Raw genomic sequence first — 18,757 nt, 5'->3', positions numbered from 1 at the left:
GAGGAGAATATCTTGAAGAAGAAGTTCGCATTGCTGTTTGCTTTAATGTTAAGTTTCTCGAGTGTTTTCGTAGTAGTTCACCCCGCTGAAGCAGCTGGCTATGACAGCTCCTTCATCCGAGGTGCAGATATTTCAACGCTGGCGGATATGGAGAGAGCTGGAGCAAAGTATTATGAGAATGGTGTGCAGAAGGATCCCTTGCAAATCTTAAAGGATAACGGAGCTAACTATGTCAGACTGCGTATTTGGAATGATCCGAAGGATGCAGCGGGCAATACGTATGGTGCAGGTACAAATGATTTGAAAACGACAATCGATTTGGCCAAGCGAGCTAAAGCTAAAGGTATGAAGGTATTGCTTGATTTCCATTACAGCGATTTCTGGGTTGATCCTGGTAAGCAAAACCTGCCGAAAAGCTGGCAGGGATTATCCTTCGAACAGCTAAACACGAAGGTATATGATTATACGTATAGCGTGCTTGCTGAAATGAAGAAACAAAATGTCTACCCGGATATGGTTCAGATAGGAAATGAATTAAATAGCGGCATGCTGTGGCCTCATGGTAAGAGCTGGGGAGAAGGCGGCGGTGAATTCGACAGACTGGCAGCTTTCCTCAAGTCCGGTATCAAAGCGGTTAAGGATACAGAGCCGAAAGATACCACTTTGATGCTGCATTTGGCAGAGGGCGGTAATTATGAAACCTTTAAATGGTGGTTCGACGAAATTACTGCCCGCAATGTGGAATACGATACAATTGGAATTTCCTATTATCCTTATTGGCACGGTACGCTTGATGACTTGGAAACAAATATGAACAATATATCCAAGCGTTATGGAAAAGATGTCATTGTTGTCGAAACAGCATATGGCCATACGACGGGTAACGCCGATGCAAAGGAAAATGCATTTGGTCAGGAAGAAGCCGCAACAGCTGGTTATGCAGCAACCCCGAAGGGACAACATGATTTCATGCAGGATCTTGTAACGTCTATTCAACAAGTGCCGAATAAAAAGGGAACTGGGTTCTTCTATTGGGAGCCGCTTTGGAATAACGGAAAAGTATCGTGGGCCACGCCTGCCGGCATGAATTATCTCGGCGTTACAGATGAACCTGGTAATGAGTGGGATAACCAAGCAATCTTTGATTTCAATGGAAATGCATTGGATGCTGTAAAAATCTTTGGTACTCCGAATACGGGTGCCCAGACGAATTATGTGAAGAATCCCAGCTTTGAATCAGGTGGTTACACTGGAACTCCTGCTGATTGGACAAAATGGACTGCTTCTGGAACAACAGGCACAGCTGTCAAAACAGAAGCTGATGCACTTGATGGGAATTACAAGTTAACATTCTGGGATACAAAGGCATATGATGCTTCTGTCTACCAGCAGCTGACTGGTTTGCCAAACGGTACGTATAAATTGTCTGCCTGGGTAAAGTCTGGCGGTACTCATATAACATCTGAGATCTATGCGAAAAACGGAAGTACACAGGTGAAACAGACAACACCTGGTGTTGCTGCAGATTGGACAAAAGTTACGCTTGATAATGTCAAAGTTACAGACGGTAAATTAGAGATTGGCGTCTACAACAAAGCTCAAGCGAACGCTTGGCTGAATGTCGATCACATAAAGCTCCAGAAAAAATAAAGAACAGCCCGCAGCTAATACTGCGGGCTGTTCTTATTCTGTTGTCAGTGCTTCAAGAGAGTCCAGAATATGATCAATCAGATTCGGCAAATCCTCCATCTGATTCTCGTTGACTTTCCTGTCAAAGCGCACTTCAGCAGTATTTTGATAATGCTTTTGCTGTTTATCGTACGTATATTGTAGCGTTTGTTCCGGCCGGCTTGGCGGCGTCCAAATCTGAGTCAGGATAGACTCGATTTCAGGACATTCTGTATCAGGCTCTTCTACTGTCATATAGAAGAATAATCGTAAGGTACAGCCAGGATTCTTTTCTGGCTCTTCCAGAATCTCATCTGCCAAATCACGCAAAGAAGCCTCCAGACAAATTTCAGCTGTCACTTCCGCATTTTCCTGCAATGTGAACCCGAGACGGAATTCTCGCGACATTGTAGCCATTTCCATGCGGTCATGACGGGATACAATGGTTATTTCCTTATCTAAGTTATCCAAATCATAAAGCTGATTCTCGAAAGCGACTTTCAAGTTATCAAATACAGTAGGATCGAACATCGTGCAGGACCTCGCTTTATCTATATGAGAAAACTCTAGCATAAGCCCGATATAGAAACAATCTTTACCCAGGGGTGCTAGTAAAAACTGTCCGCATTCGTTACAATTTTATGGAAGACAAATGAGGTGAAGAACGTGTTTAAGATACTATTGATCGAGGATGACAAAAGTCTGTTCGAAGAAATAAAAACGCGATTGACGCAATGGTCTTATGAGGTGCATGGGATAGAAGACTTTGGACAGGTAATGAAGGAGTTCTCCAGTGTGCAGCCGGAATTAGTACTGATTGATATCCAGCTCCCAAGCTATGATGGTTTCCATTGGTGCCGTATGATAAGGGCGCATTCCAATGTTCCGATCATCTTCCTGTCGTCCCGGGATCATCCAATGGATATGGTCATGGCGATGCAGCTGGGCGGAGATGATTTTGTCCAAAAGCCGTTCCATTTTGAAGTGCTGATCGCAAAAATCCAGGCTATTCTTCGCCGTGTTTACAACTATAATACCGATAGCGTGACATTGAAAACGTGGAATGGCGCAACGGTTGATTATGAAAAAAATGAAGTAGAGAATGAGACGGGCAAAGTAGAATTGACGAGAAACGAAATGTACATCCTGAAGCTTTTGGTTGAACAGAAAAACAAAATTGTCTCTCGGGAAAAGCTTATTACAAGTCTATGGGATGACGAGCGTTTTATCAGCGATAATACATTGACTGTTAACGTGAATAGACTGCGGAAGAAGCTGGATGACATCGGACTGGGACAGCAGATTGAAACGAAAGTAGGACAAGGCTACTGTGCATTGGAGACAGGTCAATGATTCGAAAATATCTTCGGGATAAAGCCAGCTGGATAGGCATGTTCGTCCTGCTTTCCGGATTGCTGCTGTTAGTGGCGTATGTGGATACGACGATTCCTTTTGATTCTATTTTTTATGTACTTCTGCTGTTTTGGCTGCTTCTTACGGTATTCCTCTTCTTCCGTTATCACCGGGAAACACGCTTTTATCGCAGCTTGAATGACTGGGAGAAGAGTCTGGATGCTTCGACGCTGCCAGATCCAGATCGGCCATACGAATATATCGTTCGCGAAAGTCTCCAAGAGCAAGTGAATTTCCTGAATCGAACTTCTTCTGATCGACGGGAGATGTTAGAGCGGGAGAAGGATGAACTGCTATCCTGGATTCATGAAGTAAAGACACCGCTGACTGCTATGCAGCTGATCATTGATCGTATGGAAGATGATGCACTGAAGCAGCAGCTGACATATGAATGGCTGCGCGTGCACATGCTGCTCGATACACAAATCCATCAGAAGCGTATTTCATTCATTGAGAATGACTTATATATAGAAGAAATCGAATTGCCCACTGTCATCAGTCAGGAAATCCGTTCCTTGCGTTCGTGGTGTATGCAGAAGGGAATCGGATTCGACCTTGATTTGGAGACAGAAGTAGTGCTGAGCGATACAAAATGGCTTACGTTCATCCTGCGACAGCTGTTATCCAATGCAGTGAAGTACAGTGAGAATAATGATATTCATATTTCTAGTGAGAAAATGGATGGTCATGTACAGATTCGTATTCAAGATCATGGTATAGGGATTGATGCAAAAGACTTGCCGCGTATATTTGATCAGGGCTTCACGTCCACTATCCAGCATAATAAAGCTGCCACCGGCATGGGGCTTTATTTGACCAAGAAAGCGGCAATACCGCTGAAAATCAAAGTGGATGTAGCTTCTGAACTCGGGAAGGGCACATGTGTTACACTTACTTTCCCGAAACGAAACGATATGGTCGGCATGACTGGCGTGTGACAGGATTGTCACACGCTTTTGTTCGTTTGTTAGCTGAAAAGCAGGAGCATATGTTAAAGCATCCGTATACTTGAGGTAACAAATCAGACAAAGAGGTGCGAAACAATGGGAATTCTAGAAGCCACAAGAGTCCAGAAGAATTACGGAAATAAATTCAATAAACAGGAAGTACTGCGAGGTGTCGACCTAAGTATCGAGGAGGGGGAGTTCGTCGGCATCATGGGTTCTTCCGGATCTGGTAAGACGACGTTGCTGAACGTGCTTTCTTCCATCGACCGTGCAAGCGGCGGAACTATCCTGATCCAAAACAACGAGATTACAAACATGAAAGAGAAGCAGCTGGCTGAATTTCGCAAGAACCATCTTGGATTTGTATTCCAGGACTATAACTTGCTTGATACGCTGACAGTGAAGGAGAATATACTGCTTCCTTTATCTATCAAAAAAGTGCCAAAAAATGAGGCTGATCGCAAATTTGAGGAAGTAGCGAATCAGCTCGGTATCTTGGAGCTGCAAAATAAATATCCAAGCGAGATTTCCGGAGGTCAAAAGCAGCGGACATCCGCAGCGCGTGCATTCATCCATGAGCCAAGCATCATCTTCGCAGATGAACCGACAGGTGCACTGGATTCCAAATCAGCATCCGATTTGTTGAACAAGCTTAGCTCCTTGAATGCAAATCGAAAGGCAACCATTGTTATGGTAACTCACGATCCGGCAGCAGCCAGCTATTGCAGCCGTGTCATTTTCATCAAAGACGGTCAGATTTATACACAGCTGAACAAGGGCCAGCAAGAGCGCCAAGCCTTCTTCAGAGACATCATGTCGACACAAGGTGTGCTTAGCGGGGTGCAAAATGAGCATTAATAGTCTGATACTCCGCAACCTAAAGAAAAATCTCCGTAACTATTATTTGTATGTGTTTGCTTTGATTTTTAGCTCCGGTCTATATTTTGCCTTTGTGACGCTGCAGTATGATAAGTCAATGGATCCAGTAGAAGGTTCGGTGAAAGGTGGAGCGGGTATAGCGACCGCTTCGGTGCTTCTTATCTTTATCGTTGCAGTATTCCTACTTTATGCAAATACGATTTTTATCAAACAGCGCAGCAAGGAAATCGGTCTGTTTCAGTTGATTGGTATGACGAAAAATAAGATTTTCAGATTGCTAAGTGCAGAAAATGCCATTCTTTATTTTGGCAGTATCCTAATCGGTATCCTATTAGGATTTGCCGGTTCAAAGCTATTAATCATGATATTGTTCAAAGTAACAGGTGTTGAAGGGATCGCATCCTTGTCCTTTTCATCAAGGGCATTACTTCAAACGCTGCTAGTATTCCTATGCATCTATGCACTTATCATGCTGATGAATATCCTCTTCATCAAACGCCAGACAATCCTTTCATTGTTTCACGTGAAATCAAAAACAGAAATGACTGCGCGGAAGCTGTCTGCTTTCCAAGTCATTATCGGTATATGTGGAATAGTGCTGATTGCTGTAGGTTATTTCGTCTCGGGGAAATTATTTGATGGTGATTTCTCCTCAATGATTGAATTATTCGGAGCTATGTTCTTTATCCTATTTTGTGTCATCTTGGGAACGTACTTATTCTATAAAGGATCTGTTGCGTTCCTGGTAAGTCTTATTAGGAAGCAAAAAGGCGGCTATCTGAATATTAAGCAGGTACTGTCTCTTTCATCCATCATGTTCCGTATGAAGTCCAATGCGATGCTGCTTACCATCATTACTACTGTATCTGCGTTAGCAATTGGCTTACTGTCCTTGAGTTATATCACGTTCTATTCAGCGGAAGAAACAGCTTATAACTATACAGGAGGGGAAGATTTCTCCTTACTGACAGAGAGCGATGCGAAAGCATTTCGTCAAGCAATGGATGATAATAATATCGCTTATACGGAAGATAAAGCAGAAGTGTACACCATGCAGCTGAATATTGAGGACATTCTGCAAACAGAGCTGGAGCTGAACTTTAATGCGTCTATGATGGATACAGCTGTTATAAGCGAGAAGGCAGCAGGATTGGATGTTGCTCCAGATGAATTGAAACTGACTGGATATAATGAGCTGCTGCAGCGTTTCATGTCCCTTAAAGATAAAGGTGATGTTGTTGTCCATGGGAAAGAGTCCGAAATTGCGCTGCATTACACGGGGCTTGAGGACGAGTATCCAATCTCCAACTATTACACCATGGGCGGTCTGCCGACAATGATTGTCGATGATGCTTTGTTCCAGGAATTGAAGCAGGATATTAATCCGGATTTGAATCAAGGCTATCATTGGTATTTCGGCTATACAATCGAAAATAATGATCAGCTGCAAAAGGCAAATGATATATTCAACGGTTTGGATTTAGAAGCAAAGGATAACAGTGAATCTAGAATCGATATACTCGAAGATCAGAAATCAACAATTGGTTTAACGCTATTCATCGTCGGCTTCCTTGGTCTGACTTTCCTGATTACGTCCGGCTGTATCCTCTACTTCAAGCAGATGGATGAAGCAGAAAGCGAGAAACCGAATTACACGATCCTCCGCAAGCTTGGATTCACAACAACCGATCTTCGCCGCGGTATCCAGCGCAAGCAGCTGTTCAACTTTGGAATTCCGCTTGTCATCGGACTTTTGCACAGCTACTTTGCTGTCCAATCCGGCTGGTTCCTGTTTGGATCGGTCATGCTGACTCCGATGATTGTCGTGATGGTGATCTATACACTCTTGTATTCGATCTTCGGTATCCTTTCGGTCGTCCATTATAATAAGGTAATCAAACAATCGCTTTGAACATATATCGAACAGTAAGCCTTTCAAGGGCAGTCAACAGACTGTCCTTTTTTGTGTGTCAGCATCCATAAGTTTTCTGTGGATTCGAAAGGGTATAGGGTATAGGGAAAGAGGAGTATGATACATACTAGTGCTAGATAAGGAGGAGAATCGAATGAGGATACTGATGATTCTGCTTGCGGTTTTCGTGCTCAGTGCGTGCGGTAATAATGAATCTCAAACGCAAGATAGCCAGGGTGCCAATGATACAGAACATATGCAGCATGATGAATCCGGAAAGTTGCCAGAGGGACTGGAGGAAGCAGATGATCCTGAATTTCCGCCTGGCAGCAAAGCCATTATCCAGGCTGACCATATGGAAGGTATGAAAGGTGCAGAAGCGACAATCGTGGGAGCATTTGATACATATGCTTATGAAGTGACGTATACACCAACAGATGGCGGTAAGCACGTTGATCACCATCGTTGGGTGATTCAGGAAGAGCTGAAGGAACCGGGTGACCATCCCTTAGAACCGGGAATAGAGGCTACGCTTGAGGCAGACCATATGGAAGGCATGAAGGGTGCAACTGCGATTGTGGAAAAAGTAGAGGATACAACAGTGTATATGGTCGACTATGCTTCGACACTCACAGGTGAAGAAGTGAAAAATCATAAGTGGCTGACGGCAGAAGAGTTGGCACCGTTACAAGAATAGCTCCATAGCGGGGCTATTTTTTATGGAAATTTATCTTTACAAATAGTAATCATTACGATAATATACAAAACGTAATGATTACGAAATCATAGCATACATATAGATTTAGAGGAGGAAGAGGGATGAAGAAATTATGGATGAAGGTTTTAGGGATAGCAGGGTTGCTGATGCTGCTTGCAGCTTGTACGAATAACGCAGATTCGGAGGGTGATAAAAAGCATCTGACCTTCGTTTATAATTTCGCGACGAATTCCTTGGATCCGAATGTAGACTCCAGCTACGTACCTTTGCGTGCAGGTATGACAGAAACGTTGGTTCGATTGAATGAAGAAACACTGAAGATTGAACCGTGGCTTGCAGAGAGCTGGGAAGGTAAAAACGAAGGTAGAGAATGGACAATCAAGCTTCGTGAAGGTATCAAATTCCAAAACGGAGAAACGATGGATGCGGACGCGGTGAAAGCATCATTGGAGAGATCTTTAAAGGATAACGTAGCCATTCAAAATGCATTGAAAATTGATACTATCGAAGCAACAGATGAGAGGACATTGCAGGTTACGAATACACAGGCATTTCCGGAATTCGTTTCAGAACTTGTAAACCCCAACGTATCCATCATTGACGTGGAGGCAGGGGACTTTGTAAATAATCCGATTGGGACAGGCCCTTTCAAACTGGAATCATTCACACCAGGCAGTAAATTGGAGCTTGTTCGGAACGAGGACTATTGGGATGAGAAAGCAAAGCTTGATTCTGTGACATTCTCTTTTAACGAAGATGCGAATGCACGCTCCTTGGCGTTGGAATCTGGTGATGCGGATGTTGTATTTCGTCCAGAAACAGAAAGTATCGAGAGCTTAGAAGCAAAGGATGGCATTAAGGTTGAATCAACAGAGACCTTCCGCGTTCACCAGATGACGATGAATATGGAGCGGGAAGATCTAAAGGATGTAAATGTTCGTAAGGCATTAGACGCCTTGATTAATCGAGATGAAATCGCTGATTCTGTATTGCTAGGGTATGCACAGCCGGCTAAAGGTCCATTCCCGGATTCCCTGCCATTCGCACCAAGCTATAGTGACCATGAAACAGGAGAAGATGTAGCAAAGGAATATCTTGAGAAAGCTGGCTATTCGCTAGTGGATGGCAAGATGCAGAAAGATGGGGAACCTCTTGAGCTCACAATGCTGACATACTCTGCCAGAGCTGATCTTCCATTGATCGCACAAATATTCCAATCCGATGCGAAGAAGCTTGGTATTGAAGTAGAACTGCGTCAAATCGAGATCCCGGAAGAGTATATGGCAGCAAATCGCGATTGGGATCTGGCCACGTATAGTAATCTGACTGCACCTCGTGGTGATGCAGGGTATTACTTGAATGCGACGTATCATCCAGATGGAGCTTTGAATTTCAGCGGGGCAGATGAACCAGAGCTGACGAAGATCATCGATGAATTAAATGTAACAGTAGATACAGACAAGCGTGCAGAACTAGCCGAAGCGGCTGCTAACTATGTGGATGAAAACCAAATCAATTCGTTTGTGATTTATCCAGACACGCTCGTAGCTTATGATGAAACAAAAGTAAAGAACTGGGTAACAACAAGAAGTGAGTATTATATGATTACAAATCAATTGGATGTGAAGTGATGTTTCGTATTATCGGGAGACGGCTGCTGGAGGTTGTGTTATTCCTTTTATTTGTCACCTTCTTCAGTTTTCTTTTCCTTCGCCTTGCACCAGGGGATCCAGCGCTCACAATCCTGAATGTGGATGAGCTGAATGTAAGCCAGGAACAAGTGGAGGCGCTTAGGGAAGACATGGGCTTCAACGATCCATTGCTTGTTCAATATGGGAAGTGGCTGCTGGATTTTATCCAGCTTGATTTCGGTACTTCTTATATTACTAGTCAGCCAGTTACGGAGATGCTGCTGACGGGACTTCCAGCTACACTGGAGCTGACGGTCGGTTCCTTGATCGTTATGCTCTTGGTTGCTATTCCGTTAGGATCGCTGTCAGCTCTATATAAGGATAGCTGGATTGACCATATCAGCAGATATTTTTCCATTATCGGAGCGGCTGTTCCTAGTTTCTGGCTCGGACTTATCTTGATAGATATGTTCGCTGTGAGGCTTAGCTGGTTCCCAACAATGGGACGTGACAGTTTGTTATCCCTGATCCTGCCATCAGTGACATTGGGACTTGCTATAGCAGGTGTTTACGTGCGGCTGCTCCGTTCCAGTCTATTGGACTCTTTAGGTCAGGAATTTGTTCGCGCGGCGAGAGCACGAGGCATCTCAGAAAGACGCATCTTCTTTTCACACGCTTTCCGATACAGTTTACCACCTGTCATTACAGTATTCGGTGTCAGTCTTGGCAGCTTGATTGGCGGCGTAGTCGTTGTGGAAGTGTTATTTGCTTACCCCGGCGTAGGTAAACTTGTCGTTGACTCTATCCGGCAGCGCGATTATCCGCTGATTCAAGGTTACATAGTTCTGATGGCAGCTATCGTATTCGTTGTGAATACATTAGTGGACTTATCTTATCGTTATGTAAATCCTGAACTTCGATTAAAAGAAAGGAAGCTCAGCTAGATGAGTGTTATGGCTCTTTCTCCAAAAAAAATAAAGAAAACCAAGGTCTGGCTAATCAGTGCGCTTTTGCTTTTATTAATAGCAGTAGTGTCATATACCTTCCTTTACTTGAAGCATGATGCCACGATAACAGATGTCGGGAACCGGCTGGCATCTCCGTCATGGGAGCATCCCATGGGAACGGATCATTTAGGACGGGATGTACTGACGAGGCTCTTGCTCGGTTTCCGCCTGACTGTTGGCTACAGTGTGATTGCTTTGGCGGCAGCGGTCATCATCGGTGTTCCTTTCGGTTTGCTGGCTGGATTAAAGGGAGGTTGGGTTGATCGACTATTCATGCGAATTGCCGATGGCTTCCTTGCCTTTCCGGATACAGTGATAGCCATTGTACTTAGCGGTTTGCTTGGGCCCGGTATTGGAAATTTGCTTTTTGCAATTGTTCTCGTGAAGTGGGTCAACTATGCCAGGATGGTGCGCAGTACAGTGCTGACAGAAGTGCAAAAAGACTACATCACCATTGCCCGAATCAATGGTCTTTCCACATTTACAATTATGCGTAAACATCTGATGCCGCATATCATCGGAAATGTACTCGTCCTGGCCAGTTTGGATTTTGGTAAGATCATCTTGCTCATTTCCTCGCTTTCATATATCGGTCTTGGAGCACAGCCTCCGACGCCAGAGTGGGGCGCTATGCTGAACGAGTCCAGACCTTATTTCCAAGCGACCCCGGAAATGATGATTTATCCTGGACTGGCAATCGTGGCGGTTGTGTTGGTCGCAAACATGCTTGGAGACTATTTACGAGATAAATTCGATGTGAAAAAGGAGGTGCAGCCATGATTTTATCGATTAAAGATCTAACCGTATCACATGGTGAGAAAACGATTGTGGATCATGCCAGTCTAACTATCGATAAAGGAGAATGGTTTGCCCTCGTAGGTCAAAGCGGCAGCGGCAAAACGATGCTGTCACAAGCAATCGGCCAGCTGCTCGGACCAAATCTAAGAGCCTCTGGCAGTATAATTTACCGAGACAGCAATATCCTTGAACGTCCAAAGACAGAAATGAACCAATTGCGAGGAAAGGCGATCAGTTACATTTTCCAAGACTATCACGGTTCGTTCACGCCGTTTCTGACGATTCAGCAGCATATGGAAGAGTATTTGCTAACACATGGAGTGCAAGAAAAGAAAAAGCGTAAAAATATGATAAATGAAGCATTTGAATCGGTTGGTCTGGATGCAGCTTTTATTAGAAGATACCCATTTCAGCTGAGCGGAGGCCAGCTGCAGCGTGCATCTATAGCACTTGCACTGCTTTTAGAACCTGATATTTTGATTGCAGATGAAGCAACAACGGCACTTGATAGTGTATCAGCGCATAAGATTCTTTCTCTGCTTCAAGAGCTCCAGCAAAAAACAGGCTGTGCCATTCTTTTCATCACACATGATTGGCGGCATGTTGCTCGTTATGCAGATAAGATTGCGGTTATGAAAGATGGGAAAATCATTGAAGCTGGTTCAAAACAAAAGCTCATCAACCAGCCGGAACATGCGTATACCAAACAGCTGATCCAGGCTGCACCTACGCTTCCAATGCGTATCAAGGAGGCAAGCAAATCATGACTGTTATAGAGATTAGTCATTTGAAAAAGAGCTATAATCCTGGAATGCTCGCTGTGAATGATGTGTCCCTTTCCATTCATCAAGGGGAAAGCCTGGGATTAGCAGGTGAAAGCGGATGCGGCAAAAGTACGCTGGCGCGCTGTCTGCTTGGTGTGGAAAAGATTGATGGCGGGTCCATCAGTTTTGATGGGAAACCGCTGGCTAAGGCAAATCGTAAGGGGCTCCGAGACTATCGCCGAAACGTTCAGACAGTCTTTCAAAATCCAACTGCTGCATTAAATCCGAAGCTGAAAATCAAGGACTCCTTGCTCGATCCTTACTTACAGTTTCAGCAGGAGCTTGAACTGGAGCATTTTACACACACTAAAAAAAAAGTTTTGTGGAGCAGCTGCTTGAAGCAGTTGAACTGCCGAAAGAGCTTGGCGACCGTTATCCGCATGAGCTGAGCGGCGGACAAAAACAGCGTGTAACCATTGCACGCGCCATCAGTATCGAGCCAAAACTCATTGTCCTGGATGAACCGACAGCAAGTCTTGATGTGATTTCCCAAGGAGCCATTCTCGAGCTGCTTGCTTCTCTGCAAAAGACATTAGGCATGTCCTATCTGTTCATTTCACATGATTTAGCCGCAGTTTATCAGTTGTGTCAGCGCATCGCTGTCATGAAAGATGGGGAACTGCTGGATATATTTCAGAAGGAAGAAATTTACGATAATAGCCGTCATGCTTACACGAAAGAATTGATTAGTATATTTTAAGCGGATGCTCCAAGAGCACCCGCTATTTTCTTAACTCTCAAACTGTTTGATAAGATCCTCCAAAGACAGCTCACCTACGTTTCCTTCCGGCCGTTTTCGGACAGCAACTGTTTTGTTTTGCATCTCGTTGTCCCCGACAATGAGCAGATAAGGTACTTTCTGTTGTGACCCCTCTCGGATTTTCAAACCAATCTTCTCCGAACGATCATCGACTGACACACGATAACCTGCCTTACGTAATTCCTCACAAACTGCCTTGGCATAATCAGCATGCGCATCGCTGATTGGAAGGATGCTTGCTTGAACAGGTGCTAACCAGAATGGAAAGTCTCCTGCATAGTGCTCGATGAGGATAGCCATGAACCGTTCGATTGAACCGTAGATAGCCCGGTGAATCATAATCGGCTGTCTGCGGCTGTTTTCTTGATCCACATAGCTGCAATCGAATTTCTCTGGCATTTGGAAATCGAGCTGAACAGTGCCGCATTGCCAGCTGCGCCCAAGGCTGTCGAGAATGTGAAAATCGATTTTCGGGCCATAAAATGCACCGTCTCCAGCGTTTACTTTATACGCAATACCTTGTCGTTTCAGGACATTCTCCAATGCTGCCTCCGCTTTATCCCAAACAGCGGGTGAACCCATGAAGTCCTCTGGGCGAGTGGATAGCTCTACTTCATAAGAAAAGCCGAATAGACTGTAAAACGCATCGATCAGCTGCAATACTTTTTCCACTTCTTGTTCAATCTGATCTTCACGAACGAACAGATGCGCATCATCCTGTGTGAATGACCGAACGCGCAGCAAACCGTTTAGAGATCCAGAAAGTTCGTGCCGATGTACCAAGCCTAATTCTGCATAGCGCAAAGGAAGGTCGCGATAACTTCGTAGCTTGCTGTTGTAGATGAGGACTGCTCCCGGGCAGCTCATCGGTTTGATTGCATAGCGTTGATCATCGACCTCAGAAAAATACATGTTTTCATGATAATGATCCCAGTGACCGGATTGCTCCCAGAGCTGCTGCTTCATCATGATTGGAGTTTTGATTTCATCGTATCCAGCCTGGGCGTGTTTTTCCTTCCACAGCTCCTCCAGTTTATTGCGCAATACCATTCCTTTTGGTAAGAAGAAAGGCATGCCAGGTGCTTCCTCCATGCTTAGGAAAAGTTCGAGCTGCTGCCCGAGTTTGCGATGGTTCCTTTTTTCTGCTTCTGCTTGTTTGTTCATGATAATTCCTCCTTTAGATATAAAAAAAGACCACAATCCTCCCGTGATCGGGACGATTGTGGTCGTGGTTCCACCCAGATTTCCGCCAATGATTGGCGCTCATTTGTTTTAACGGTTTCTACCGATGGCAGTTACTGCTAGTTCCCCGCCATAGCTTGAAGGTGGTAATCCAAATCGTTCTCCTGCGGGGCTCTCAGCCGGTGACCCTGCTTTCTGTCAGGAGAAGGGTGATCTGAATCATGTCCTTCGCATTGCTTCTTAAGATATAAAATTGTAAACAAAAAAGACCGCACTCATCTCCCTGAAGGGACGATTGCGGTCGTGGTTCCACCCTAATTCCATCAGCATATAGCTGATGCTTCAAAATACGATAACGGTCTTCCCGATTACGGATACTTTTGTTTCCCCGTAATAGCTCCAAGGTGGTAATGCATATGCTTATCTGCGAAGGTTCCAGCAATTCCTTCGCTCTCTGAAAGATAGAGGCTTGTGCATCTTGTCCTTATCAACGCTTCTGTTTTGTTGTATGCTCATTATACAGATACTGGATATAGTCGTCAAATGGAAATGAGGGATTTTTTTGAGAAACCCAAAGGATACTGCCAAAAGATTCATCGAAATCAATCACCCCGAATGCGCAGGAGCATTGCTGGCAGGAAGCTGTGCCAGAGGGGAAGCAACACAGACCTCTGATTTGGATATTATTATTCTGTACGCGGGAGAAAATCAGGCATATAGGGAATCATTGCTTTTTGAAGGATGGCCGGTAGAGGCATTTGTATACACCGGCGAAGCTTACCTCAAATTCTTTGCCAGTGATGCAGATCGCGGAATCCCGTCCATGCCAAGGATGGTGAGTGAAGCGATTGTGCTGAAGGAGTCGCCGGCTGTAACCAAGATGAAATCCGAAGCAAACAGCATATTTTCTGCTGGACCTTCCCCCTGGAGCAAACAGAAGATCGATCATAACCGGTACATGATTACCAATCTAATGGATGATTTCCTGGATAAAGAAGTTGGAGGAGAAGCATATTTTCTGGCAAATGCAATCATCAATGATCTGGCCATATTCACACTCCGTACCAGACAGCATTGGATTGGTTCTGGTAAATGGATGTTCAGGGAGCTGAAGAGTATGGACGCAGCGCTAGCGAATCGATTCGAGCAAAGTTTAGCGGCGTTTTATCAGCAGCATGATAAACAAGCTATCGTGGAGCTGGCAGATGACTGCCTGGATCCATACGGCGGTCGACTATTCGAGGGATATTATGTTGGGTAAGGGGGAGAGAAACATGGAAATCAGAAAGTTGACAGCCTCTGATGCAGAAGCATACTGGGAACTTAGACTGGAAGCCTTGCAGGCACATCCAGATGCATTCGGTACTTCCTATGAGGATGCAATAAAACAAGAAAACCCGATAGAAAGAGTAAAGGGAAATTTAGTGAGCTCGCACGCAGAGACATATGGGATATTTATGCATGATAAGCTCGCCGGAAACGCAACATTAAGATATGAGACGCCTGCAAAGCTCCGCCACCGTGCAGATTTAGTAGCAGTTTATCTAGCTCCGGAAGCAAGGGGAAAAGGGTACGGAAAAAGGCTGATAGAGCATATGCTCAAAGTGGCTAAAGAACGTGAGGGCATAGAGAAGGTAAATCTGGTCGTAGCTGCGACAAATCCGGTTGCCAAGCATGTCTACGAACAAGCTGGTTTCCGGCAATTTGGCGTAGAAAAGCATGCATTGAAAATAGGAGATACATATATTTCGGAAATACATATGGCATTGATCCTGGAGGAGAGCAAATGAATTTCATTTTTGATTTGGATGGTAACCTGGAGATCCTACGAACTGATATTTAGTATAGTAAGCAAATGAACCCTCGCATTAGCGAGGGTTCATTCTTTAATCAACAAATAAATAAAATAAGGTGCACCAATTGCAGAAACAACCAATCCGATCGGAATCTCCGAGGGTGCTAGAATCGTTCGCGATAATGTGTCCGCTACAAGCATGATCAGCGCGCCGATCAGTGCACAAATCGGAAGCAGATGCTTGTGGTTCGGTCCAACGATACGTCTTGCCAAGTGCGGTGCGACAAGTCCGAGGAATGTAATTGCTCCTCCAGCGGCTACGCAAGCTCCCGCCAGTGCAACAGCAAGGAGCAGCAGGATTGTGCGCTCTTTTTGCACCGGAGCCCCGACACCGACAGCGATTTGATCGCCTAGTGTCAAAACGTTTAATGCTTTTGCTTTATAAATTGCATATGGGACGAGCAGTATAATCCATGGTAAGAGTGCAAGTACATAATTCCAGCTCGTCTGCCAGATGCTGCCGTTCAGCCAGATTGTCGCCTGCGTGAAATCCTTCGGTTCCATCATAAGCTGGAAGACGATGATCAGACCGCCGAAGGCAGCGTTTATCCCAATACCGACAAGAATTAGACGGACTGGCGTAACACCTTTTTTCCAAGCCAATGCGTAAATAAGGCTTGCTGCGAGAAACGCCCCAGCGAATGCGAATAGTGGCATGATGAATACTTGCAGGCTGCCGGTACCAGCCAGCTTATCCTGCAGGAAGAAGATATATAGGACGACAGCAAAACCTGCCCCTGCATTGATTCCTAAGATACCTGGGTCAGCAAGTCCATTCTGGGATACACCCTGCAGAATCGCACCTGCAATACCCATTCCGATACCTATCAATAGCGCAATTACCATACGCGGCAGACGGAAATCGAATAAGATCACATCAAATGAACCATCGCCCGTACCAAGCAACGTCTTTACAACATCCGCCGGTCCGATAGGGATTGTTCCTGTATTCAAGCTGATGAAAAATACAATGAGAATAGCAGCAATGATTCCAATTGCCACCAGGCTTGTCTTTTTCGCAGAGTGTATCATATGTTCTTACCCTCCCGGCGAGCTAGATAAATGAAGAATGGTACGCCGATCAAAGCTGTGAGGGCACCAACAGGTGTTTCAAAGGGTGGGTTGATCATCCGGGATGCAATATCCGCAAAGTTAAGCAAAAGACCGCCCAATACAGCTGAACATGGAATGATCCAGCGATAATCTGGTCCGACGAGGAACCGCGTGATATGCGGAATGACCAATCCGACAAATCCGATGGTACCGCCGACTGAAACGGCAGCTCCTGTTAAAATCAGCACAACCAGCACCCCGGCTGCTTTCACCAGGCCGGTTTTCAAACCAAGTCCGGTCGCCACATCTTCTCCGAGACTGAGTGTCGTAACCGAACCGCTGATGAACAATGCCAGCACCAATCCGATAGCAGCAGCTGGGAATAACAGCTTCACTGTATCCCATTGCACATTCGCAACGCCGCCCGCGTACCAGAAGCTCAAGTCCCTCGCTACATCAAAATGAATTGCCATTGCATTAGAGAAGGCTCCAAGCAAAGCAGTGATAGCAGTTCCTGCCAATGCCAGCTTCACTGGTGTCAATCCGGTTCTTGCCAGCAGGCCGATTCCGAAAACAAGTCCAAGGCCAAGTCCTGCACCTAGGAATGAGAATAAAAGCAGGTTCACATTGGAGATACCAGGAAGGAAGACCAGCGCAATCGCAATCATGAAAGTCGCACCGGATGTTACGCCCATGATTTGCGGAGAAGCAAGCGGGTTGCGAGTCATCCCTTGCATGATCGCTCCGGATGCAGCAAGCATTGCGCCGATCAGAACTGCCGCTACAGTACGAGGCATGCGAAGCCGATGAATGATTTGATGGGATGTATTTGCCGCATCGTAATGGAAAATACTATTCCAGACAGTGCCCAGTGAGATATCCGCAACACCGAATACGATGGATAGTCCGATAGAAAGAATCAGCAGGGCGATACCTGCGATAAGTATGATTGTGCCAATTAGTCTGCGTGCTTGCATCGTTATCCCGCTTTCTGCACTCTATGTATACCAAATGAATGAAATGATGCTTGTAATTGATAATGAGAATTGTTATCATCTAATATGATAACATAAACCAAGAGGTGAGTCCCTTGTTCAAAAGAAAGAGTATGTTTTTACTGCTGGCAGTCTTCGCCAGTGTTGTATTCATTATAACAGGTTGCGGCAACAACGATTCAAGTGATAATGCTGAAAATAACTCCTCCGATCAAAAGAGCAGTGAAACACGTACAGTTACGGATGCAATGGGCCATGAAATAGAAATCCCTGCAAACCCTGAAAATGTACTTGCTTCCTATTTGGAGGACAACCTTGTAGCACTTGATATCACACCAGTAGCGCAATGGTCTGTAAATAATGGCGATCCACAAGGTTACTTACAAGATAGCTTGAAAGACGTGCCAACAATTGATTCCACACTTCCCTTTGAGGCGGTGGCAAGCTTTAAACCAGACTTGATCATCATGGATTCTGCTTCCATGGTAGAAGGCGATAAGTACGAGCAGTACAATAAAATTGCCCCTACATATGTAATGGGCACAGAAGAAAACGGCGACTGGCGCAAAGAATTGCAAACAGTCGGAGAGATCTTCGGTAAAGAGGATGAAGCACAAAAGGTGCTTGATGATTATGATGCAAAAGCAGCAGATGCAAAAGAACAAATCCAAGGTGCAATTGGCGATGAATCCGCAGCTGCTATCTGGCTTGTTGGCGGACAGCTTTACATTGTAAGTGAGAACCTATCCAGCGGTGCGGTCCTTTACGGTGACCTAGGTCTTACAGTTCCAGAAGGCGTTAAGGAAATTTCCGAAGGTGCAACAGCAAACTGGAATCCAGTTTCTCTTGAGCAACTGGCTGAGATGGATGTTGACCACCTCTTCTTGGTCAATAGCGATGAAGGCGACGGATCTGAAATCCTGGATGATCCATTGCTTGCAAATGTACCAGCTATCAAAGACGGCAATGTCTATAAATATGATAAAGAAACAAGCTGGCTGTACACTGGTCCGATTGCGAATGAGCAAATCGTGGACGATGCAGTTGAGAGCTTAGTGAAGTAAGAGAAACTTCTTCCCTGTGAAAAATGGGGGAGAAGTTTTTTGTATTTGACA

19 protein-coding genes and 1 other annotated feature are annotated in these 18,757 nt (G+C 45.0%); of the genes, 15 read left to right on the top strand and 4 right to left on the bottom strand.

Annotated features, from left to right (window positions below):
* Positions 1-12 precede the first annotated feature (12 nt).
* Entirely contained in the window at positions 13-1,650 is a 1,638-nt protein-coding gene (locus CHH91_RS03245) for a glycosyl hydrolase 53 family protein (protein WP_217973688.1), read from the top strand.
* A 33-nt stretch (positions 1,651-1,683) separates the two neighbouring features.
* On the opposite strand, the gene CHH91_RS03240 is transcribed toward CHH91_RS03245, so the two are convergent.
* Positions 1,684-2,199, bottom strand: a complete 516-nt coding sequence (locus tag CHH91_RS03240; protein WP_095221916.1) for a hypothetical protein — start codon at positions 2,197-2,199, stop codon at positions 1,684-1,686.
* A 135-nt stretch (positions 2,200-2,334) separates the two neighbouring features.
* Here CHH91_RS03240 and CHH91_RS03235 point away from each other — a divergent pair, with 135 nt between their 5' ends.
* From CHH91_RS03235 to CHH91_RS21410, 11 genes are all read left to right on the top strand, one after another.
* A complete protein-coding gene (locus CHH91_RS03235; protein WP_095221914.1) occupies positions 2,335-3,021 on the top strand; it encodes a response regulator transcription factor in 687 nt (228 codons plus the stop codon).
* The gene (locus CHH91_RS03230; protein WP_095221912.1) at positions 3,018-4,019 is read left to right on the top strand and encodes a sensor histidine kinase; all 1,002 of its coding nucleotides are present in this window, start codon (positions 3,018-3,020) and stop codon (positions 4,017-4,019) included. Before CHH91_RS03235 ends, CHH91_RS03230 begins: the two co-directional genes overlap by 4 nt.
* A gap of 105 nt (positions 4,020-4,124) precedes the next feature.
* Positions 4,125-4,886, top strand: coding sequence for an ABC transporter ATP-binding protein (locus CHH91_RS03225; protein ID WP_095221910.1), 762 nt, complete (start codon positions 4,125-4,127; stop codon positions 4,884-4,886).
* A complete protein-coding gene (locus CHH91_RS03220; protein WP_095221908.1) occupies positions 4,876-6,819 on the top strand; it encodes an ABC transporter permease in 1,944 nt (647 codons plus the stop codon). Before CHH91_RS03225 ends, CHH91_RS03220 begins: the two co-directional genes overlap by 11 nt.
* 154 nt (positions 6,820-6,973) lie before the next feature.
* Entirely contained in the window at positions 6,974-7,516 is a 543-nt protein-coding gene (locus CHH91_RS03215) for a YdhK family protein (protein WP_095221906.1), read from the top strand.
* A 122-nt stretch (positions 7,517-7,638) separates the two neighbouring features.
* Positions 7,639-9,168, top strand: a complete 1,530-nt coding sequence (nikA, locus tag CHH91_RS03210) for a nickel ABC transporter substrate-binding protein (protein ID WP_095221904.1) — start codon at positions 7,639-7,641, stop codon at positions 9,166-9,168.
* The gene (gene nikB / locus CHH91_RS03205; protein WP_095221902.1) at positions 9,168-10,112 is read left to right on the top strand and encodes a nickel ABC transporter permease; all 945 of its coding nucleotides are present in this window, start codon (positions 9,168-9,170) and stop codon (positions 10,110-10,112) included. Before nikA ends, nikB begins: the two co-directional genes overlap by 1 nt.
* Entirely contained in the window at positions 10,113-10,955 is an 843-nt protein-coding gene (nikC, locus tag CHH91_RS03200) for a nickel transporter permease (protein ID WP_095221900.1), read from the top strand.
* Positions 10,952-11,740, top strand: coding sequence for an ABC transporter ATP-binding protein (locus CHH91_RS03195; protein WP_095221898.1), 789 nt, complete (start codon positions 10,952-10,954; stop codon positions 11,738-11,740). Before nikC ends, CHH91_RS03195 begins: the two co-directional genes overlap by 4 nt.
* Positions 11,737-12,186 carry an ATP-binding cassette domain-containing protein gene (locus CHH91_RS21415; protein WP_353615309.1) on the top strand — a complete coding sequence of 150 codons (450 nt, stop codon included), beginning with the start codon at positions 11,737-11,739 and terminating at the stop codon, positions 12,184-12,186. Before CHH91_RS03195 ends, CHH91_RS21415 begins: the two co-directional genes overlap by 4 nt.
* Positions 12,120-12,497, top strand: a complete 378-nt coding sequence (locus CHH91_RS21410) for an ATP-binding cassette domain-containing protein (protein WP_353615308.1) — start codon at positions 12,120-12,122, stop codon at positions 12,495-12,497. Before CHH91_RS21415 ends, CHH91_RS21410 begins: the two co-directional genes overlap by 67 nt.
* Positions 12,498-12,527: 30 nt before the next feature.
* On the opposite strand, the gene thrS is transcribed toward CHH91_RS21410, so the two are convergent.
* The gene (thrS, locus tag CHH91_RS03185) at positions 12,528-13,721 is read right to left on the bottom strand and encodes a threonine--tRNA ligase (RefSeq protein WP_095221897.1); all 1,194 of its coding nucleotides are present in this window, start codon (positions 13,719-13,721) and stop codon (positions 12,528-12,530) included.
* Positions 13,722-14,023: 302 nt separating this feature from the next.
* Positions 14,024-14,239, bottom strand: a binding site (T-box leader).
* Positions 14,240-14,301: 62 nt separating this feature from the next.
* On the opposite strand from thrS, the gene CHH91_RS03180 reads away from it, so the two are divergent.
* Positions 14,302-15,000 (top strand): nucleotidyltransferase domain-containing protein, encoded by a 699-nt coding sequence (locus CHH91_RS03180; protein ID WP_176465649.1) that lies wholly within the window; start codon positions 14,302-14,304, stop codon positions 14,998-15,000.
* 13 nt (positions 15,001-15,013) lie between these two features.
* Positions 15,014-15,529 carry a GNAT family N-acetyltransferase gene (locus CHH91_RS03175; RefSeq protein ID WP_095221893.1) on the top strand — a complete coding sequence of 172 codons (516 nt, stop codon included), beginning with the start codon at positions 15,014-15,016 and terminating at the stop codon, positions 15,527-15,529.
* Positions 15,530-15,618: 89 nt separating this feature from the next.
* Here the strand turns inward: CHH91_RS03175 and CHH91_RS03170 are convergent, their stop codons facing one another.
* Positions 15,619-16,626: a FecCD family ABC transporter permease gene (locus tag CHH91_RS03170; protein WP_095221891.1), complete on the bottom strand. Its 1,008-nt coding sequence runs from the start codon at positions 16,624-16,626 to the stop codon at positions 15,619-15,621.
* Positions 16,623-17,624, bottom strand: a complete 1,002-nt coding sequence (locus CHH91_RS03165) for a FecCD family ABC transporter permease (protein WP_095221889.1) — start codon at positions 17,622-17,624, stop codon at positions 16,623-16,625. Before CHH91_RS03165 ends, CHH91_RS03170 begins: the two co-directional genes overlap by 4 nt.
* A gap of 113 nt (positions 17,625-17,737) precedes the next feature.
* On the opposite strand from CHH91_RS03165, the gene CHH91_RS03160 reads away from it, so the two are divergent.
* Positions 17,738-18,706, top strand: coding sequence for an ABC transporter substrate-binding protein (locus tag CHH91_RS03160; protein ID WP_483372382.1), 969 nt, complete (start codon positions 17,738-17,740; stop codon positions 18,704-18,706).
* Positions 18,707-18,757: the final 51 nt, after the last annotated feature.

The organism is Virgibacillus sp. 7505 (assembly GCF_002272135.1).
Lineage (GTDB): Bacteria > Bacillota > Bacilli > Bacillales > Amphibacillaceae > Terribacillus.
Note: the sequence above shows the minus strand (reverse complement) of the source record. Positions and strands in the feature narration are given on the sequence as shown.